The organism is Ancylobacter lacus (genome assembly GCF_018390635.1).
GTDB lineage: Bacteria > Pseudomonadota > Alphaproteobacteria > Rhizobiales > Xanthobacteraceae > Ancylobacter > Ancylobacter lacus.
In genome coordinates, this window is record NZ_JAHBGE010000044.1 from 388,278 (window position 1) to 408,654 (window position 20,377).

14 protein-coding genes are annotated in these 20,377 nt (G+C 70.7%); 11 read left to right on the forward strand and 3 right to left on the reverse strand.

Features of this window, described 5'->3' with window-relative positions; translation table 11 throughout:
- Window positions 1-30 precede the first annotated feature (30 nt).
- The 9 genes from KHC27_RS10690 to KHC27_RS10730 all read left to right on the forward strand — a co-directional run bounded on the left by KHC27_RS10690 (window position 31) and on the right by KHC27_RS10730 (window position 12,244).
- A complete protein-coding gene (locus KHC27_RS10690) occupies window positions 31-504 on the forward strand; it encodes a glycine zipper domain-containing protein (protein ID WP_213338747.1) in 474 nt (157 codons plus the stop codon).
- A 214-nt stretch (window positions 505-718) separates the two neighbouring features.
- Window positions 719-1,915: a c-type cytochrome biogenesis protein CcmI gene (gene ccmI / locus KHC27_RS10695; protein ID WP_213338752.1), complete on the forward strand. Its 1,197-nt coding sequence runs from the start codon at window positions 719-721 to the stop codon at window positions 1,913-1,915.
- A 2-nt stretch (window positions 1,916-1,917) separates the two neighbouring features.
- Entirely contained in the window at window positions 1,918-2,427 is a 510-nt protein-coding gene (ccmE, locus tag KHC27_RS10700) for a cytochrome c maturation protein CcmE (RefSeq protein ID WP_213338754.1), read from the forward strand.
- A gap of 10 nt (window positions 2,428-2,437) precedes the next feature.
- Window positions 2,438-4,426, forward strand: a complete 1,989-nt coding sequence (locus KHC27_RS10705) for a heme lyase CcmF/NrfE family subunit (protein ID WP_213338756.1) — start codon at window positions 2,438-2,440, stop codon at window positions 4,424-4,426.
- A 7-nt stretch (window positions 4,427-4,433) separates the two neighbouring features.
- Entirely contained in the window at window positions 4,434-4,988 is a 555-nt protein-coding gene (locus KHC27_RS10710; RefSeq protein ID WP_425514872.1) for a cytochrome c-type biogenesis protein, read from the forward strand.
- Window positions 4,989-5,083: 95 nt separating this feature from the next.
- Window positions 5,084-6,655 carry a Do family serine endopeptidase gene (locus KHC27_RS10715; protein WP_213339020.1) on the forward strand — a complete coding sequence of 524 codons (1,572 nt, stop codon included), beginning with the start codon at window positions 5,084-5,086 and terminating at the stop codon, window positions 6,653-6,655.
- A 394-nt stretch (window positions 6,656-7,049) separates the two neighbouring features.
- Window positions 7,050-7,730: a response regulator transcription factor gene (locus KHC27_RS10720; protein ID WP_213339021.1), complete on the forward strand. Its 681-nt coding sequence runs from the start codon at window positions 7,050-7,052 to the stop codon at window positions 7,728-7,730.
- Window positions 7,714-9,114 carry a sensor histidine kinase gene (locus KHC27_RS10725; RefSeq protein ID WP_213338758.1) on the forward strand — a complete coding sequence of 467 codons (1,401 nt, stop codon included), beginning with the start codon at window positions 7,714-7,716 and terminating at the stop codon, window positions 9,112-9,114. Before KHC27_RS10720 ends, KHC27_RS10725 begins: the two co-directional genes overlap by 17 nt.
- An 88-nt stretch (window positions 9,115-9,202) precedes the next feature.
- Window positions 9,203-12,244, forward strand: a complete 3,042-nt coding sequence (locus tag KHC27_RS10730) for a bifunctional [glutamine synthetase] adenylyltransferase/[glutamine synthetase]-adenylyl-L-tyrosine phosphorylase (protein WP_213338760.1) — start codon at window positions 9,203-9,205, stop codon at window positions 12,242-12,244.
- 5 nt (window positions 12,245-12,249) lie between these two features.
- On the opposite strand, the gene KHC27_RS10735 is transcribed toward KHC27_RS10730, so the two are convergent.
- The gene (locus KHC27_RS10735) at window positions 12,250-14,562 is read right to left on the reverse strand and encodes a PAS domain-containing sensor histidine kinase (protein WP_213338762.1); all 2,313 of its coding nucleotides are present in this window, start codon (window positions 14,560-14,562) and stop codon (window positions 12,250-12,252) included.
- Window positions 14,563-14,872: 310 nt separating this feature from the next.
- On the opposite strand from KHC27_RS10735, the gene fae reads away from it, so the two are divergent.
- The gene (fae, locus tag KHC27_RS10740) at window positions 14,873-15,412 is read left to right on the forward strand and encodes a formaldehyde-activating enzyme (protein ID WP_213338764.1); all 540 of its coding nucleotides are present in this window, start codon (window positions 14,873-14,875) and stop codon (window positions 15,410-15,412) included.
- A gap of 67 nt (window positions 15,413-15,479) precedes the next feature.
- Here fae and pepN read toward each other — a convergent pair whose 3' ends face one another.
- Window positions 15,480-18,137 carry an aminopeptidase N gene (gene pepN, locus KHC27_RS10745; RefSeq protein ID WP_213338770.1) on the reverse strand — a complete coding sequence of 886 codons (2,658 nt, stop codon included), beginning with the start codon at window positions 18,135-18,137 and terminating at the stop codon, window positions 15,480-15,482.
- Between the two features lie 261 nt (window positions 18,138-18,398).
- On the opposite strand from pepN, the gene KHC27_RS10750 reads away from it, so the two are divergent.
- Window positions 18,399-19,634, forward strand: a complete 1,236-nt coding sequence (locus KHC27_RS10750) for an acyltransferase family protein (RefSeq protein ID WP_213338772.1) — start codon at window positions 18,399-18,401, stop codon at window positions 19,632-19,634.
- 24 nt (window positions 19,635-19,658) lie between these two features.
- Here the strand turns inward: KHC27_RS10750 and KHC27_RS10755 are convergent, their stop codons facing one another.
- Entirely contained in the window at window positions 19,659-20,375 is a 717-nt protein-coding gene (locus KHC27_RS10755; protein WP_213338774.1) for an HAD family hydrolase, read from the reverse strand.
- Window positions 20,376-20,377: the final 2 nt, after the last annotated feature.

Consider the following 20,377-nt stretch of genomic DNA (forward strand, 5'->3'; position numbering starts at 1 on the left):
GACATACCGCCCGTTGGGGAAAGGCTTTTCATGCGCGCCTATCAGTTCGTTGCCGTCGGTCTCGTCGGCGTTGCCCTCGCCGGCTGCTCGTCCACCAATTCCACCATGGGTCCGAAGACCACCGGCGGCGCGGCGATCGGCGCCATCACCGGCGGCGTCATCGGCCAGCTCGCCGGCCACACCGCCACCAGCACGCTGATCGGTGCCGGCGTCGGCGGCCTCATCGGCGGCATGATCGGCAACGCGCTCGACCAGGAAGACCGCAACCGCGCCGCCCAGGCCGAGCAGCAGGCGCTGGAGAGCGGCGCCCCCGGCGCCCCGGTGAGCTGGCGCGGCGACAGCGGCAATTACGGCACCATCGTCGCCGGCCCGGCCTATGCCCGCGGCCCGTCGCCGCGCTGCCGCGAGTTCACCCACACCATCTACATCAACGGCCAGCCGCAGACCGCCCGCGGCACCGCCTGCCGCAATCCGGACGGCACCTGGACCCCGGTTCAGGGCTGATTCCCGCCTCGCGCCGCCGGGGCCGACCCGGCGCGGTACCGCAGGATGCGAACCCCGGCCCCCTCGCGGCCGGGGTTTTCGTTCCGGGGTGCGGCGCTTCCCCGCAGCGGACGCCGCGCTCGCGCCACTGTGACACTGCGGCGGCCGGTGCGGCGCCCTTGGCGATTGGCGCGGGACGCGCGGTCGGCTACCTCAGCCCATCAGAGGGACATCGATGACGCTGTGGTTGATCTTCGCGGTGATGACCGGCGCCGCCGTGCTGGCGGTGCTCTGGCCGTTGCGCACCGGGGCGGCGCTGGCGGGCGCCGACGAGCGGCAGGCTGATCTCGCGGTCTATCGCGACCAGCTCGACGAGATCGAGCGCGACCGCAGCGCCGGGCTGATCGGTGCGCGCGAGGGCGAGGCGGCCCGCACCGAGATCGCCCGCCGCATGCTGCGCGCCGCCGACGAAGGAAGAGGCACCGTCGCCACCGCCTCGGACCGCCGCCGACGCATCGCCGCCGTGGTGGCGCTGGTGGGCGTGCCGGCGATCGCTGGCGGGCTCTATGTCGGCCTCGGCTCGCCCGATCTGCCCGGCCAGCCGCTGTCGGCCCGGCTCTCGGCCGATCCCGCCACCGCCGACATCGCGGTGCTGGTGCGCCGGGTGGAGAGCCATCTGGAAGCCAATCCCGATGACGGCCGGGGCTATGAGGTGGTCGCGCCGATCTATTACCGCGTCGGCCGGCTGGAGGACGCGGTGCGGGCGTGGGAGACCGCGATCCGGCTGCTCGGCCCCAGCGCGCCGCGCGAGACCGGGCTCGGCGAAGCGGAAACCGCGCTGGCCGGCGGTGTCGTCACCGCCGACGCGCAGAAGGCGTTCGAGCGGGCGCTGGCGCTCGATCCCACGTCGGTGAAGGCCAATTATTATCTCGGGCTCGGCGCCGCGCAGGACGGCCGCCGCCAGGACGCGATCGACCGCTGGAGCCGGCTGGTCGCCGGCGCCCCCGCCGACGCGCCGTGGCTGCCCATGGTGAAGGCCGCGCTCGACCGGCTCGCCAGCACGGACGCCGAGGCCCCGGCGGGCCAGCCGCCCGCCGCCACGCCGCCCGCCGGCGCGCCTCCCGCCGCGGCGGGCGCTTCCGCGCCGCCGGCGCCGGGGCCGGACGCGGCGGATGTCGCCAATGCCGCGGCGATGACGCCGGAGCAGCGCGCCGCCATGGTGCGTGGCATGGTGGAGCGGCTCGCGACCCGGCTTCAGGCCAATGGCGACGACCTCGAGGGCTGGCTGCGGCTGGTGCGGGCGTGGAACGTGCTCGGCGAGCCGGAAAAGGCGAAGGCGGCTGCCGGCGATGCCCGCCGGGCCTTCACCGCCGACCCCGCCGCCACCCAGCGCATCGACGCGCTGACGCAGGAACTGGGACTGGGGAGCTGACCATGACCCGCAAGAGCCGCCGCCTGCTGCTGATCTCCTGCGCGCTCGGCGTGCTCGGCATCGCCGCGGGGCTGGTGCTGTTTGCGCTTTCCGACACCATCGTGTTCTTCCGCTCGCCCAGCGACATCGCCGCCCAGCACCCCGCGCCGGGCACCCGCCTGCGGCTCGGCGGCCTCGTCAAGGCCGGCTCGGTGGACCGGCAGGACGGCACCCATGTGCGCTTCGTGGTGACGGATGGCGGCGCCGACGTGCCGGTGTCCTATGTCGGCATCCTGCCCGATCTGTTCCGTGAGGGGCAGGGCGTGGTCGCCGAGGGCACGCTCGAGCCGGATGGCGGCTTCCGCGCCGACACCGTTCTCGCCAAGCACGACGAGAAATACATGCCGAAGGAAGTGGTCGAGGCACTGAAGAAGCAGGGCGTCTGGCAGGAAGGGGAGGGCGGCGTTCCCGCGCGTGCCACGCCTCCCGCCACGCCTCCCGCCGTGCCGGGTCCCACCAGCAGCGCACAGTGAGGCGAACGCCATGATCCCCGAGACCGGCCATTACGCCCTCGTCCTCGCGCTCGCCGTGGCGCTGCTGCAGACCGTGCTGCCGATCTGGGGCGCGCGGGCCAACGACGCGGCGCTGATGCGGGTGGGTCCCACCCTCGCGGTGGCCTTCGCCGGTTTCGTCAGCCTGTCCTTCGCCGCGCTGGTGGCGGCCTATGTGCAGTCCGACTTCTCGGTGCTGAACGTCTACCAGAACTCCCACTCCGACATGCCGCTGCTCTACAAGGTCACCAGCACCTGGGGGAACCATGAGGGCTCGATGCTGCTCTGGGTGCTGGTGCTGGCGCTGTTCGGGGCGATGGTGGCGCTGTTCGGCACCAATCTGCCGGCCCGGCTGAAGGCCAATGTGCTGGGCGTGCAGGGCTCGATCGGGGTCGCCTTCCTGCTGTTCATCCTCTTGACCTCGAACCCCTTCCTGCGGGTGAGCCCGGCGCCGGTGGAGGGGCAGGACCTCAACCCGATCCTGCAGGACATCGGCCTCGCGGTTCACCCGCCGCTGCTCTATCTCGGCTATGTCGGCTTCTCCATCACCTTCGCCTTCGCCGTCGCGGCGCTGCTGGACGGGCGCATCGACGCCGCCTGGGCGCGCTGGGTGCGGCCCTGGGCGCTGGCGGCCTGGGCCTTCCTCACCGTCGGCATCGCGATGGGCTCCTACTGGGCCTATTACGAGCTGGGCTGGGGCGGCTGGTGGTTCTGGGACCCGGTCGAGAACGCCTCGCTGATGCCCTGGTTCGCCGGCACCGCGCTGATCCATTCCGCCGTGGTGATGGAGAAGCGCGACGCGCTGAAGGTGTGGACGGTGCTGCTGGCGATCCTCGCCTTCTCGCTGTCGCTGCTCGGCACCTTCCTCGTGCGGTCGGGCGTGCTGACCTCGGTGCACGCCTTCGCCACCGATCCCCGCCGCGGAGTGTTCATCCTCGCCATTCTGGTCGCCTTCATCGGCGGCTCGCTGTTCCTGTTCGCGCTGCGCGCGCCGCTGCTGCGGCAGGGCGGCATCTTCGCCCCGGTCTCGCGCGAGGGGGCGCTGGTGCTCAACAACCTGCTGCTCACCGCGGCGGCGGCGGCGGTGTTCGTCGGCACGCTCTACCCGCTGGCGCTGGAGGCGTGGAACGGCGCCAAGATCACCGTGGGGCCGCCCTATTTCAACCTCACGGTCGGCGCCCTGATGCTCCCGGTGGTCGCCGTCATGCCGTTCGGCCCGCTGCTGGCGTGGAAGCGCGGCGACATCGCCGGCGTCGCCCAGCGGCTGATGCTGGCCTGTGGCCTCGCCATCGTGATCGGGCTGGGCGTCGCCTATGCCGAACATGGCGGGCCGGCGCTGGCGCCGGTCGGGGTGGGGCTCGCCGCCTTCGTCATGCTGGGGGCGGTGGCCGATCTCGCCGAGCGGGCCGGGGTCGGCCGCGTGCCGGCGGCAACCGCCTGGGCGCGGCTGCGCGGGCTGCCGCGCGCGGCCTTCGGCACCGCGCTCGCCCATGCCGGCATCGGCATCTGCCTGCTCGGCATCGTCGCGGAGACGAGCTGGAGCTCGGAGCGCATCGCCGGCATCCAGCCGGGCGGCACCATCTCGGTCGGCCGCTACGAGCTGACGCTGGAGCGGATGGAGCCGCGCACCGGCCCGAATTACCGCGACGTGGCGGGCGTCTTCCGCATCCGCGAGGGCGGGGTCGAGCGCGGGACCGTCACCTCCTCCAAGCGCCTGTTCCTCGCCCGCAACATGCCGACCACCGAGGCGGGCATCCGCACCTTCGGCTTCGGCCAGCTCTATGTCAGCCTCGGCGATGAGCTCGCCAATGGCGGCATCGGCATCCGCGCCTACTGGAAGCCGCTGGTCACGCTGATCTGGCTCGGGGCGGTGGTCATGGCGCTGGGCGGCGTGCTCTCGCTCTCCGACCGCCGGCTGCGGGTGGGGGCGCCGCGACCGGCGAAGGCGCGTCGCGTGCCGGCCCCGAGCCCGGCGGAGTGAGGCGGCCATGCGCATGATGCCCCATCGCCGCGGCCTGCTCCGCCGTCTCGCTTTGCTGGCGTGGCTGGCGGGCGTCGGCCTGTCCGCCGTGCCGCCCGCCCTTGCGGTGCAGCCCGACGAGGTCCTCGCCGACCCGGCGCTGGAAGCGCGCGCGCGCGTGCTCTCGAAAGAGCTGCGCTGCATGGTGTGCCAGAACCAGTCGATCGACGATTCCGACGCCCCGCTCGCCCGCGATCTCCGGGTGCTGGTGCGGGAGCGGCTGAAGGCCGGCGACAGCGACCAGCAGGTGCTGGACTATCTGGTCGACCGCTATGGCGAGTTCGTGCTGATGCGGCCCACCCTGCACGGCGCCAACGTCGTGCTGTGGATCGCCCCCTTCCTCGTGCTGGCGGCGGGCGGCATCGGCATCATCGTTCTGGCCCGGCGGCGGATGCCCTCGGCCACCGTGCCGCTGAGCGGGGAAGAAGAGGCGCGCCTGCGCGCCCTCGTGGCGTCGGACGCCGCCGCGGGCGCTCCTGATTCCGAGCCGACCGAACCGGCGCGCGACCTTACAAAAGTTTAACCCCCCCGCCAGACTGCGTTAAGGCGCGCCTCCCTAGTGTCCTCGTCAACGCTGCTTGAAACCGATGGCAGCCAGTGACCAACGAGGACCACCCCATGCCGCGCAACGCCACTTCGCAGACCCCCGCGACCGAGACCTCCTCCACGCTGCGTCGCAGCCGCAACCGGCTCTTGGCCGGTGTCTTCACCCTGGCCCTCGCCGGCGGCGCGGTCGGCGCCCTGGTCCTGCCCGAAGCCATCACCCCGGCGCTCGCCCAGATCACCACCAGCCAGCCGACCGGCACCTTCTCCTTCGCCGACATCGTCGAGAAGGTTTCGCCCGCGGTGGTCAGCGTGAAGGTGAAGAAGGACGAGCCGGAGCAGATGGCCTCGAATGACGACGAGGCCGGCCCGCAGAACGTGCCCCCGCAGATCGAGCGCTTCATGCGCCGCTTCGGCTTCGGCCCCGGCGGCCCCGGCGCGCCCGGCGGCGAGCGTGGCCCGCGCGGCGGCCATGGCCGTGTCGTCGGCCAGGGCTCGGGCTTCTTCATCTCGGCCGACGGCTATGTCGTGACCAACAACCACGTGGTCGACAACGCCTCCGAGGTCGACATCACCACCACCGACGGCAAGACCTACACCGCCAAGGTGGTGGGCACCGATCCGCGCACCGACGTCGCCCTGCTGAAGGTGGACGGCAAGGCGGACTTCCCGTGGGTGAAGCTCGCTTCCTCCGCCCCCCGCGTCGGCGACTGGGTGGTCGCGGTCGGCAATCCCTTCGGCCTCGGCGGCACCGTCACCGCGGGCATCGTCTCCGCCCGTGGCCGCGACATCGGCTCGGGCCCCTATGACGACTTCCTGCAGATCGACGCCCCGATCAACCGCGGCAATTCCGGTGGCCCGACCTTCGGCCTCAATGGCGAGGTCATCGGCGTGAACACCGCCATCGTCTCGCCCTCGGGCGGCAATGTCGGCATCGCCTTCGCCATCCCCTCCGAGACCGTCTCGCAGGTGGTCGACGCGCTGAAGTCCGGTGGATCGGTGGCCCGCGGCTATGTCGGGGTACAGATCCAGCCGGTCAGCGACGAGGTCGCCGAGGCTCTCGGCATCAACGACGCCCGCGGCGCTCTGGTGGCCCAGGTCCAGCCCGGCACCCCGGGCGACAAGGCCGGCCTCAAGGCGGGCGACGTCGTGACCGCCATCGACGGCGACGCGGTGAAGGACGCCCGCGAGATGTCGCGGAAGATCGCGCAGAAGAAGCCGGGCACCACGGTGCAGCTCAGCGTGCTGCGCGACGGCAAGCCGACCACCGTGGCGGTGACGCTGGAGCAGCTGCCGACCGATGTCGCCTCCAACGAGGGTGGCGAGCGCGGCGGCGCCGAGCAGAAGGCCGACCGCGACGTGCCGCGCCTCGGCCTCTCGCTGGCGCCCGCCAAGGGTGTCGCCGGCGCCGGCAATGAGGGCGTGGTCGTCACCCAGGTCGATCCCGACGGCCCGGCCGCCGATCGCGGCCTGAAGGAAGGCGACGTGATCCTCGACGTCGCCGGCAAGCCGGTCTCGACCCCCGCCGACGTCCGCGCCGGCCTCGCCGAGGCCCGCAAGGAGAACCGCAAGGCGGTGCTGATGCGGGTGAAGTCCGACCAGGGCACGCGCTTCGTCGCGATCTCGCTCGGCAAGTCGAACGGCTGATCCCGGCCTCGGTGGCCGACCTCCGGCCCTGTCCTCCCGGCCGCCGCTTCCCCCGGCGGCGGCCGGCCCCCGCCGACCGGATTCCCCCTCCGGTCGGCCCTGATCCTCGGGCTGCGGCTTTGCCCCTTGCCTGCAGCCCGTCGGTCGGTTCCGGCCGCTCCCTGTCCCGTCGCCCCCAGAAGGCTGCGGTCGGTCCGATGGCGCGCGGGGAGTCCCTCAGGGGCTCCCCGTGCCGCTGTTGAAAACCCCAGCGCGGGTCGTTCCGCCCCCGATAGGCGGCCCGGCGAAAATGGCGTACATGGTCATGACCCAGGAACCCGCCTTTTCGACCCTCACCCTCGACGATCTCGCGTTCGGGCGTGGCGGTGTAAAACGGAACGCCGAAGAAGACATCATGCGCCTGCTCGTCGTCGAGGATGACCGCGCCGCTGCCGATTACCTGCGCAAGGCCTTCCGCGAGGCCGGCTACGTCGTCGATCACGCGGCGGACGGCGACGAGGGCCTGACGCTGGCGCTGGGTGGCGGCTACGACGCGCTCATCGTCGACCGCATGCTGCCCCGCCGCGACGGCCTCGCGCTGATCGCCGAGCTGCGGGCGCGCGGCGACAAGACCCCGACCATCATCCTTTCCGCGCTCGGCCAGGTCGACGACCGGGTGACCGGGCTGCGGGCCGGCGGCGACGATTACCTGCCGAAGCCCTATGCCTTTTCCGAGCTGCTGGCCCGGGTCGAGGCGCTGGTGCGGCGCGGCGGCCCGCAGGCCACCGACACGCTGTACCGGGTCGGCGATCTCGAACTCGACCGTCTCGCCCACCGCGTCACCCGCGCCGGGCAGGAGATCGTGCTTCAGCCTCGGGAATTCCGCCTGCTGGAATATCTCATGCGCCATGCGGGGCAGGTGGTGACCCGCACCATGCTGCTGGAGAATGTGTGGGACTATCATTTCGACCCGCAGACCAACGTGATCGACGTCCACGTCTCGCGGCTGCGCTCCAAGATCGACAAGGGTTTCGAGCCCCCGCTGCTCCATACGGTGCGCGGCGCCGGGTATGTCATCCGTGACGGCGCTCGGTAGGCTGCTGCGGACCACCGCGTTCAAGCTGATCGCGGCCTATCTCGTCGCCTTCGCCATCTTCGCGGCGTCGGTCATCGCCTATCTCGGCTGGCACACCCAGCGCCTCGTCATCAGCCAGGCCACCGAGGCGATCGAGAACGAGGCGCAGATCCTCGCGGAACAGTACCGCGTCGGCGGCATCAACCGGCTGGCGAGCATCGTCGGCCGCCGCTCCCGCCAGCCGGGCGCCGGGCTCTATCTCCTCACCACCTTCACCGGCGAGAACCTCGCCGGCAACGTGCTGAACCTGCCGCTGAGCTTCATGGACAGCGAGGGCTGGAAGGAGATCGACTATGTCCGCTCGGAGGAATCGGGCGGGCACACCAGCCGGGCGCTGGTGAAGGTCGTCTTCCTTCCCGGCGAGTTCCGCCTCCTGATCGGGCGGGACGTGGTCGAGCGCGAGGAACTGCGCCGCATCATCATCCGTCCGGCGCTGTGGGGCCTCGTCGTGCTGGTGCTGATGGGGGTCGCGGGCGGGCTGTTCGTCACCCGCCGGGTGCTGAAGCGCATCGACCAGATGACGGCGACCTCCGAGACCATCATGACCGGCGATCTCTCCGGCCGGCTCGCCGTGGCGGGGACCGGCGACGAGTTCGACCGCCTCGCCCTCAGCCTCAACGCCATGCTGGAGCGCATCGAGGCGCTGATGGCGGGGTTGAAGCAGGTGACGGACAATGTCGCCCACGACCTCAAGACCCCACTGACGCGGCTGCGCAACCGCGCCGAGGATGCCCTGCGGACCGCCACAACCGATGCCCAGTGGCGCGCCGCCACCGAGCAGACCATCGAGGAGTCCGACAACCTGATCCGCATCTTCAACGCGCTGCTGATGATCGCGCGGGCGGAGGCGGGGCAGGCCCGGGCGGGCATGGTGCCGTTCGACCTCGCGGAGACGGCCTCCAGCGTCGCCGAGCTGTACGAGCCGCTGGCGGAGGAGAAGGGGCTCGGCTTCGTGGTCGAGGCCGAGGGGCCGCTGATGGTGCGCGGCGTGCGCGAGCTGATCGGCCAGGCGCTCTCCAATCTCGTCGACAACGCCATCAAGTACTGCTGTCCCGATACGCCCGATGGCGTTTCGCGCACCGTTCGGGTGGTGGCGGAGCGGGTGGGCGAACAGGCCCGCATCGTCGTCGCCGACCAGGGTGCCGGCATTCCCGAGGCGGACCGGGTCCGGGTGCTGGAGCGCTTCGTGCGGCTGGAGGCGAGCCGTTCGCGCCCGGGCTCCGGCCTCGGCCTGTCGCTGGTGGCGGCGGTGGTGCACCTCCATGGCGGCAGCATCGTCCTTGAGGACAATGCGCCGGGACTGCGCGTCGTGATCCTCCTGCCGTTGGAGAACCCTGCCGGGTGAACCGATCCGCGCTGCCCATCGTTTGCGAGATAAGGCACAGTTTTTAAGCAATGTGCCTTATTATTGTAACATGAGGCGAGGGGAATCGATGGCAGAGCGGCGGCGATCCGGGACGGCAGAGGCACGGAAGCGGGATGGCGCGGCGCCTTCGGCGACGGCCGGGGACGCTTCCGGGGTGCCGGCCTCCGGCTCGCTCGCCGCCCGGGTGAGGCAAGCCCCGGCCGTGCTTCATCCCCGGCAGGCGGCCCGGCTGCTGAAGGACGCCCTGGCCGGCGGCGACACCGCCACCCGTGCCGGGTTCGCCGCCCTGTTCAGGGCCACCCCGCCGGTGCGGCGCCTGCTGGAAGGCGTCGCCGAGAATGCCCCGTTCCTGACCGACCTGATCCGCCTCGACCCGGCTCGGCTGCTCCGCGTGCTGGGCGACGAGCCAAGCGCCGTCCTCGCCGCCGCCCGCGACGTGGCGCGACGGCGGGTGGAGGAGGCCGCGGATGAGGAGACGGTGATGCGGGCCCTGCGCGCGCTGCGCGCGGAAACCGCGCTCACCGTGGCGCTGGCCGACATTGGCGGGGTGTTCAACCTCGAGGCGGTCACCGGCGCGCTCACCGCAAGTGCCGATCTCGCCGTTTCCGCGGCGGTCGCCTATCTGCTGCGGCAGGCGCGGGCGGCGGGCACCCTGCGGCCCGATGGCGAAGACGCCGGCTATGTCGTGCTTGCCATGGGCAAGCATGGCGCCGGCGAACTCAACTATTCCTCCGACATAGACCTGATCGTGCTCTACGACGCCGAGCGGGCGCCGCTCGCCGAGGGGGCGGAGGCCGCGCCCTTCTTCGTGCGGCTCACCCGCCAGCTCGTGAAGCTGCTGCAGGAGCGCACCGCCGACGGCTATGTCGCCCGGGTGGACCTCCGGCTGCGGCCGGACCCCGCCTCCACCCAGATCGCGCTCTCCACCGAGGCGGCGCTGGACTATTACGAACGCGAGGGCGCGACCTGGGAGCGCGCGGCCTACATCAAGGCCCGGCCCGTCGCCGGAGACCTCGCGCTGGGCCACCAGTTCCTGCGGCGGCTTGCCCCCTTTGTCTGGCGCCGCTCGCTGGATTACGCCGCGCTGGCGGATGTCCACGCGATGAAGCAGGAGATCCACGCCTTTCGCGGCCATGCCTCCATCGCGGTGGAAGGCCACAATGTGAAGCTCGGGCGCGGCGGCATCCGCGAAATCGAGTTTTTCGCCCAGACCCAGCAGCTGATCGCCGGCGGCCGCGAGCCGCGCCTGCGCACGCCGCAGACGCTCGAGGCGCTGGCCCTGCTCGCCGGGGCCGGCTGGATCGGCGCGGCGGCCCGGGACGAGCTGACGGAGGCCTATCGCTACCTGCGCCGCGTCGAGCATCGGCTGCAGATGGTGGCGGATGCGCAGACCCATGCGCTGCCGGAGGAGGGCGAGGCTCTGGAGCGGTTCGTCCGCTTCATGGGATATCCGGACCTCGCCTCCTTCACCGCGGCCCTGATGCCGCATCTGTTGCGTGTGCAGGAGCACTATGCCGGCCTGTTCGAGGACGCCCCGCCCCGCGCGGCGGTGGAGGGGCGGCTGGAATTTCCCGCTGCCGCCGACGATCGCGAGACGCTCGCGACGCTGCACCGCCTCGGCTATGCCGAGCCGGTGGCGGCCAGCGCGCTGGTGCGCGGCTGGCTGGCGGGGCGCTACCACTCGCTGAAGACGCCGGCGGCGCGCGAGCATCTCGCCGGCCTCGTGCCGCTGCTGCTCGACGCCATCGCGCGCGGCGGCGACCCGGATGGCGCGCTGCGGGCGGCCGACCGCTTCTTCCAGGAGCTTCCCGAGGGACTGCGGCTGCTCTCGGCGCTGGTCCGCCATCCCGACCTCGTGCGTCTGCTCGCCACCATTCTCGGCACCGCCCCGCGGCTCGGCGAGATGCTGGCGCACCGCCCGAGCCTGATCGACGCGCTGCTCGATCCCGCCTTCTTCGGCGCCCTGCCGGATCGGCCGGCGCTGGAGGAGCGGCTGGCGCGGCTGCTCGCCGGGGCGGAGGACGAGGAGGACCTGCTCGACCGGGCCCGCCGCTTCCGGCAGGAGCACCATGTGCTGATCGGGGTGCGGATTCTCTCCGGCACCCTGCCGGCGGCGCAGGCCGGGGAAGCCTTCGCCCGCCTCGCCGACATCATCATCCGCGGCCTCGGCGCCGCGGTGCGGGCCCGCTTCGAGGAGGCGCACGGCACCATCCGCGGCGCGGCGGTGGCGGTGCTGGCCATGGGCAAGCTCGGCGGGCGGGAGATGACCGCCGGCTCCGATCTCGACCTGATCGTGCTCTACGATTTCGACGAGGCCGCCCCGGAATCGAACGGCGCCCGCCCGCTCTACGGTGCCCAGTATTTCGCCCGGCTGACCCAGCGTCTCATCAGCGCGCTGAGCACGCCGACCAATGCCGGCCAGCTCTACGAGGTCGATCTGAGGCTGCGTCCTTCCGGGCGTTCCGGCCCGGTCGCGACCCGGCTGCCGGGCTTCGTCGCCTACCAGTCGCAGGAGGCCTGGACCTGGGAGCACATGGCGCTGACCCGGGCGCGGGTGGTGTGGGCACCGCCGGCCTTCCGCGCGGCGGTGGAGGCGGCGATCGCGCAGGTGCTGCGGCGCCGGCGCGATCCGGCGCGCCTTGCCGCCGACATTGTCGACATGCGCCGGGCCATCGCTGACGAAAAGGGCGAAGCCGAGCCGTGGGACCTGAAATACGCCGCGGGCGGGCTGATCGACGTCGAGTTCCTCGCCCAGTTCCTCGTGCTCGCCCATGCCGCCACCCATCCCGAGATCGTGGACACCTCGACCGCGCGGGTGATTGCCGCAGCGGCCCGCGTCGGGCTGCTGGATGCCCATGACGGGCAGATGCTGGGCGATGCCTGCCGGCTGATGCACGACCTCACGCAGATCCTGCGCCTGTCCGTCTCCGGCCCGTTCGATCCCGCCGGGGCCAGCCCGGCCCTGCGCCGGCTTCTGGCGCGGGCGGGTGCGCTGCCGGATTTCGCGACGCTGGAGGCCCATCTGTTCGAAACCCAGCGGCAGGTGCGCGCGGTGTTCGAACGGCTGCTGATCGTGGACGCTCCCGTCCGCCGGCGGCGGCGGGCCTGAGCGGGTTACTCCGCCGCGTCGACGTCAAGCGCCCGCGGGTGCCGGCCGGGCCGGGCCGAGATCGGCATGCGGATCACGACCGTGGTTCCCGCGCCTTCCGAGGAGCGGATCCGCATCGTGCCGCCATGCAGCTCGACCAGCGACTTGGCGATGGCGAGCCCCAGCCCGGAGCCCTTGTGGGTCTTGGTGAACTGGCTTTCCACCTGCTCGAACGGCTTGCCGATCTTCACCAGCGCCGCGCGGGGGATGCCGATGCCGGAATCCTCGATGACCAGCAGGGCCGACTGGTTCGAGAGCCGGGCCCGCACCGCGATGCGGCCATTCTCGGGGGTGAACTTGATGGCGTTCGACAGCAGGTTCAGCGTGATCTGCTTCAGCGCCCGCTTGTCCGCCTCGATCTTCACCTCGCCCTCGATCTCGGACACGACGGCGATGCGCTTCTCCTCGGCCCGTACCGACATGACGCGCAGCGCGTCCTTCAGCACCTCGTCGAGCCGGGTCAGCTGCAGCGCCAGCCGCACGCGGCCGGCCTCGATGCGGGACATGTCGAGGATGTCGTTGATGACGTCGAGCAGGTAGCGCCCGCTGTCGCGGATGTCGCGGCAGTACTCGTTGTACTTGTCGGAGCCGAGCGGGCCGAACAGTCCGCTCTCCATCAGTTCGGAGAAGCCGATGATGGCGTTGAGCGGGGTGCGCAGCTCATGGCTCATATTGGCGAGGAATTCGGACTTGGCCCGGTTGGCCTGCTCGGCCCGGGTTTTCTCGTCGGCGTAGTTCTGCGCCAGCTCGGCGAGCTGCTGCGCCTGGAATTCGAGCGTCTGCTGCGATTTGCGCAGGTCGGCGACCAGCGCCATCAGGCGCTTCTCGCTCTCCATCAGCCGCTCCTCGTGACGCTTCAGCGCGGTGATGTCCGTGCCCACCGAGACGAAGCCGCCATCCTTGGTCCGGCGTTCCGCCACCTTCAGCCAGCGGCCGCCCTCGATCTGCGCCTCGAACGAACGCGCGCCTTCCTCCGGCCGGTCTTCCGACTTCAGCGGGATGCGGACCACCGGCTGGCGGGCGAGGGCCGCGACGGTCTCGAACGGTGTGCCGGGCACGACGCGGTCGTCGGGCAGGTTGTAGAGCGTCTGGAACTTCGAGTTGCACATGACGAGGTTGTTCGCGCTGTCCCACAGCACGAAGGACTCGGAAATGCTTTCGATGGCGTCGCGCAGCCGCATATCCGCGGTGGCGGTGCGTTCCGCCAGACGGCGCTCCTCGGTGACGTCGACGGCGATGCCGACAAGATGCGGCGCCTCGCCATTGGCCTGCGGCACCACCTCGCAGCGCGCGCGCAGCCAGAGCCATTCGCCGGCCGCGTTCTTCATGCGGAACACCCGGTCGATGCTGCGGCCCGGCTTGTCGGCGATCTCCTTGGCGATGTCGTAGAGGCTGACGTCGTCGGGATGGACGAGGGAGGCGACCTCGCCGAAGGAAATGAGTTCGTCGCGGGGGTCGTGGCCGAGCATCTCGAACATGGAGTCCGACCAGAACATCCGGCCGCGCCCCATGTCCCAGTCCCACAGGCCGCATCGCCCGCGGTTCAGCGCGGTGTCGATCCGCTCGCGCACCGTGTCGTAGATGCCGTCCGCCTCGCGGGCGCGGCTTGCCTGCCAATGGAAGGCGAAGCCGAGGATCAGCAGCACGCCGCCGGTGGTGGTGAGCAGCGTGACGGTGAGGATCGTGTCGGACCGCCAGTTCGCCAGCGCCGCACCGATGGGCTGGACCGCGAGGAGCTGCCCGGGGGCGGGTCCCAGATTGCGCACGGTGGCGATGGCGGGGGTGCCGTCGGGCAAGGTGACGTCGAGCACGCCCGCATTTTCAGCAAACACGACGAGAGCTTGCGAGCTTGCCAGCAGCGCCGCTGCGGCCTCCGCGCTCTCCGGGGCGCCGTCATCGGTGGCGAGGATGCGTCCATTGCGATCGGCCACGGCATAGCGTCGGCCGGCCTCGCCGGCGCGGGGCGGCAGGCCCTCGCGCAGCATGGTGGCGGCCGCGGCGGGGAAGTTGGCGACGGAGATGCCATTGGCGGTCGCGAGGGCGAACAGGCCGAGCTGGTCCTTGGCGTCGGCGAGCGCCTGGGTGCGATAGGCGCGAATCTGTACCACCGACGCGACCGCGACGATGGCGATGAAGGCGACGATCAGCGCTGGAACCGCGCGCCGCAGAAACGGCTCTGCCTCCACCAGCCTTTGATAGGCGGGCTTGGCTACCGAGCGTGCCAGGCCTCTCATGGCCTGGACGCGCGCGGACGCGTCAGCAGCGTTGGCGCGTGCCATCGCTGGCTCCCCCCTCAAAGTCCTGAATGCCCCGATACGAACGGAGGGACGTGCCGCATCTCTCCGAATCGGACCGATTTGAATCGAATCGCAGGGTGCGTGTCCAGAGTCCTAGGGGAGTCAAGTTAAGGATCTGGTAACGACCCACAGCCCTCCCGGAGTCGTCATCCCCGTGCGATCAAGGGGTTGCGTCAGGGGGAGCGCGCTGCAGATTTTTTTGCAGTGCGCCATGCGCGAATGACGCGCCTCGGTCGGTGGACGAGGCGCGGAACGGGATGCTATGCGCAGGGTCCCATCAGGAGAGCAGCTCATGTCCGACATCTGGTTCCGCACCGGTGAAGCCACCGTTCTGGCCGCCGAAGGGCAGTACACCGACGCCATGCCCGAGGTGCTGATCGGCTCCGTCCGCGGCCCGGCCGGCCATGCCTTCGCGGCCATGATGGGTCAGGTCCAGGGGCACACCCGCATGTTCGTGGTGCGCGATCTCAACCAGATGGTGCGGCCCGCCACGATGATGACCACCAAGGTCACCATCCAGAGCGCGGAATACGTCAATCTCCTGGGCGGCGTGGTGCAGGGCGCGATCGGCGACGCCATCGTCGACTGTCTCGCCGAGGGCATCCTGCCGAAGGAGCTGGCGGACGAGATCTGCATGATCGTGATGGTGTGGCTCGATCCGCGCTGCGCGGAAGACCCCAACCTCGATCAGGCCGACCTGTATCGCACCCAGTATGAGGCGATGAAGATCGCGATCGACCGGGCTCTCAAGGGCGAGCCGACGGTCGACCAGCTGATCGCCAACCGCAAGACCATCAAGCACTACGCGCTGGATGGCGTCATCGAGTACTGAGGCTGCCGTCGCGGCGGGGGCTCCTGCGGGAGCTCCCGCGCCGGGTTGCGGCGGCGCCGTCACCCGGTCAGCCGGCCAGCGACCGTGTGACGATGTCCGAGACGTCGGGCGACAATCCCTCCTGCCCGGCGATGCGGTTCAGCGCCGCCTCGGCGGAGGCGCGGCGGACCGGCTCCAGCGAGCGCCAGCTCTTGAACGCGGCCAGCATGCGGGCGGCGACCTGAGGGTTGCGGCGGTCGAGCGTCAGCACGGTGTCGGCGACGAAGGCGTGGCCGGCGCCGTCCGGCCGGTGCATCTGGGTGAGGTTGGCCGTCGCGAAGCTGCCGATCAGCGACCGCACCCGGTTGGGATTGCCCATCGAGAAGGCCGGGTGGGCGGTGAGGCCCCGCACCCGCTCCAGCGTCTGCGGCTCGGCGATCTGCGCCTGCAGCGCCAGCCACTTGTCGATGACCAGCGGATCGTTGCGATAGCGCTCGTAGAAGTCGGCCAGCGCCGGCTCGCGCTCCACCGGAGCGGTGTGGGCGAGGATGGAGAGGGCGAAGAAGCGGTCCGTCATGTTGTCGGCGGCGCGGTAAAGCGCTTCGGCGCGGGCAATGCCGTCGCCGGCGTGCGCTTCCGCGAGCAGGTCGAGGCAGGTGTTCTTGAGCGCGCGGCGCCCGGCGGAAGCGGCATCGGGCGAGTAGGGGCCGGGAATGGCGAGTCGTTCATAGGTGGAGACGAGGACGGGCGCGAGGGCGGCGCCGAGCGCCCGGCGCAGGCTGCGGCGGGCGGCATGCACGGCGTCCGGGTCGACGTCGCGGCCGATCTCCCGGGAGATGTCGCTTTCGGAAGGCACCGCCAGCGCCTGGGCGACGAAGGCCGGATCAAGCGACGTGTCCGCCAGCGCCGAGGAGGCCGCCTCGATGAGGGAGCCGGGCTCCGATGGCTTTATGCCGGCCCGCACCGCGAGGGTCGCGGCGACGAGGTGACCGAGCGCGAGCGTCTGGGCGGCGTCGAAGCGGTTGAACGGGTCGCTGTCATGCCGGGCGAGGAACATCAGGTCGTTGGCGCTGAGGTCGCTCGAAAGCCGCACCGGCGCGGAGAAGCCGCGGTTCAACGATGCCACCGGCCGGGCGGTCATGCCGTGGAAGGCGAAGCGGCGCGCCGGCTCCCGCAGCACCAGGACGCCGGGCGCGGCGGCTCCGGCGCTACCCTCTTCCGGCACAGCCGGAAGGTCGGCGCCGTCCGGCCCGACCAGGCCGACCGACAGCGGGATGACCATCGGCTTCTTGACGGGCTGGCCCGGGGTGGGCGGCACGTTCTGGGTGACGAGCAGCTCGAAGATGCCGCGCTCGGCGTCCCAGCTCGTGTCGACCTTCACCTCCGGCGTGCCGGCCTGAGCGTACCACAGGGCGAACTGGGTCAGGTCCGTGCCGGTCGCGTCGGCGAAACAGGCGAGGAAATCTTCGACCGTGGCGGCGTCGCCGTCGTGGCGCTCGAAATAGAGATCCATGCCGGCGCGGAAGCCCTGCGGCCCGAGCAGGGTCTTCAGCATCCGCACCACCTCGGCGCCCTTCTCATAGACGGTGGCGGTGTAGAAGTTGTTGATCTCCCGATAGGTGTCCGGCCGCACCGGGTGCGCCAGCGGGCCGCCATCCTCGGGGAACTGGTGGCTCTTCAGCAGGCGCACATCGGCAATGCGCTTGACCGGGCGGGAACGCTGGTCGGAGGAAAACTCCTGGTCGCGGAAGACGGTGAGGCCCTCCTTGAGGCAGAGCTGGAACCAGTCCCGGCAGGTGATGCGGTTACCGGTCCAGTTGTGGAAATATTCGTGGGCGATGATCGTCTCGATATTGGCGTAGTCGGCGTCGGTCGCGGTTTCCGGGCTGGCCAGCACGTATTTGTCGTTGAAGACGTTGAGGCCCTTGTTCTCCATCGCGCCCATGTTGAAGTCGGCGACGGCCACGATGTTGAAGACATCGAGGTCGTATTCGCACCCGAAGGCTTCCTCGTCCCAGCGCATCGAGCGCTTAAGCGAATCCATCGCATAGGCGGTGCGGTCGGCCTTGCCGGCTTCGACATAGATGCCGAGCTCGACGGTGCGGCCGGAGGCGGTGACGAAGGGCTCGGTGATGCGGTCCAGCCGGCCGCCGACGAGGGCGAAGAGATAGCACGGCTTCGGCCACGGATCGTGCCAGACCGCATAATGCCGGCTGGTGCCGGGGATGGGACCGGCCTCGACCGGATTGCCGTTGCCGAGCAGCACCGGGGCGTCTTCCATCTCCGCCTCGATGCGGGTGGTGTAGACCGCGAGCACGTCGGGCCGGTCTGGGAAATAGGTTATGCGGCGGAAGCCCTCGGCCTCGCACTGGGTGCAGTAGGTTCCGCTGGAGCGATACAGGCCCATGAGCTTTGTGTTGGCGGAGGGGTCGACCACTGTCTCGACCTCCAGCGACAGCGGCCGCCGCGGCGGGGCGTGGAGGGTGAGGCGCGAAGGGGAGGCGTCGTAGGCGCCGGCAGGGAGATCGGCACCGTCGAGCGTCAGGCGCTCCAGCGTGAGCTCGTCGCCGTCGAGGATCAGCGGGGCGTCCGGCCGCCCCGCGGGATTGGGCCGCAGGCCGAGCCGGCAGCGAATGCGGGTCTGGGCCGGGTCCAGCCGCACGTCGAGATGTACCGTGTCGACCAGCCAGTCCGGCGGGCGGTAGTCGACGAGGCGGACGGGTTGGGGCTCGGCTTGGCGCGGCATCGGCTCACTCCCACGGCATCTCCTGACCCTTAGAGCACGCGCCGATCAGCTTGCAACATTGGCTGTTGGGCTCGGTCTGCTCTTCCCCCGTGCGCGGCGGGGCGGTGGCGCGTGGGCCGGCCGTTTTGCGGCGATCCGAGGTGCCGTCTCACCGCGTGCTTCCCCCCAGTCGTGGAACCTGTCGCAGCAACAGCCGTTAGGCAGACGCTGCATCGTGCGACGAGCGGCAAAATCATGGCGACGGTAGACAGGGCAACGTCGATGAGGCTCGCTCCTGAACGGTTTGAAGCACTTGATTCCTGGCGCGGTCTTTGTGCCCTTCTCGTCGTCATCTATCATTTCTGTTTTATCATAAACGCCGAACATCTCAGGAACGCGTTTATCGAGAACGCATATCTCTTTGTGGACTTTTTCTTTGTCCTGTCCGGCTTCGTCGTCGCCCACGCCTATCGCCACCGGCTCGACAGCCCGCGCGCGATCGGTGGTTTCATCCTGCGACGGTTCGGCCGGCTCTGGCCGCTTCACGGCGCCGTGCTCTTCGCCATGATGCTGGGCGTCATGGCGATGAACGTGATCGGGCTCCACCCCGAGACCTTCGCGGCCCGGGCGGATCAGGGAAACTACTCGCTTCTGGCGCTGCTGTTGCACGCCGTGCTGCTGAATTCGGTGGGGCTCTATGGCAATGCCTGGAACAGCCCGGCCTGGAGCATCGGCTCGGAGTTTTACACCTACATCCTGTTCGCGCTGGTGGCGGCGCTCGCCGGGCGCCGGCTGCTCGGCGCTGCGCTGGTTCTGGTCGTCGCGGCACTGCTGGTCCTGCTGCTGGCGGCGCCGGCTTATATGAACTCGACCGCCGATTTCGGCCTCGTGCGCTGCATCGCCGGCTTCTTCGCAGGGGTGGTGGTGCAGCACGTGCATGCCGCCATGCGCGGCAAGCCGCTGCCGGCGGCGGGGCTGGTCGAGATCGCCGCGCTGGTCGTGGTGGCGGTGTTCGTGGTGATGGCGGGCGACGGGCCGGACGAGGTGCGGGTGACGAGCCTGCTGGCGCCGCTGGTGTTCGGCGGAGCGGTGCTGGTGTTCGCCCGGGAGGGTGGCACCCTCTCGCGCCTGCTGAAGGTCGCGCCGCTGCGCGCGCTCGGGTGCTGGTCCTATTCCATCTACATGGTGCACATGCCGGTGCTGCTGCTCGCCGGCTATGGCCTGTGGCTCTATGGGCAGGTGACGGGCACTTCGCTGCGGCAGGAGGTGCTGGTCAACGGCCACGCCAAGCAGCTCTACGATCTCGGTCATCCCGCAGCCTGGGTTCTTCTGCTCGCCGCGGTGCTGCTGGCGACGCTGGCGCTGGCCTCGCTGACCTATCGGGTGGTGGAACAGCCGTGGCGCGGCCGTTTCGGCCGGTTGGCGAAGCGGTTCGAGGTGCCGCGCGGCCGCACGCCGCGCGCCGTTGGCGCGCTGGTGCCGGTTCCGGTGACGCAGGAGCGCCGCAGCGGCGGCTGATCGTGCTGCCACGGGGGGCCGGCGTCACCACCCGCTGTCGGCCGAGCGCCATTTGGCGAGGGTGGCGAGCGAGACGGGGGGTGTCTCAAGGTCCGGCACCACCGCCATGGCCCCGGGAAAGGTCTGGTGCCGGGTGTAGAGGCTCGGTGTCACCAGCGTCGGGAGACCGGCGGCCCGGGCCGCATCGAGACCGTTCCGGGAGTCCTCCACCGCGACACAGGCGAAGGTGGGCATGCGCAGCTCATCGAGGACGTAACGGTAGATGTCGGGCGCCGGCTTTTTGGCCGGCACCACATCTCCGGCGCCGATCACGTCGAACAGGCGCGCCGCCCCGGGGCCCAAAGCCGCATCCAGCAGCGCCTCGACATTGGGAAGGCTGGTCGTCGTCGCGATGGCGAGGCGAACCCCGCTCGACCGGGCCTCCTCGATCAGGCGGGCGATGCCCGGCCGCAGCCGGGCCGCACCCCCGGCCACCAGTTCGGCGTAACGCGTATTCTTCGCGGCATGGAGTTCGGCGACCATGTCCAGCGCCCGGTCGCCATCCGGCGGGTCGTCGCCCGCCACGAAGGCGCGGATACGCTCCTTGCCGCCCGTCACGTCCAGGAGCCGGCGATAAAGAGTCCGGTCCCAGTTCCAGCCGAGGCCGAAGCGGGCGAAGGTCTCGTTGAACGCCTGCCGGTGCACCTCCTCCGTCTCGGCAAGGGTGCCGTCGACGTCGAAGATGATGCCCTCCGCCCGCATGG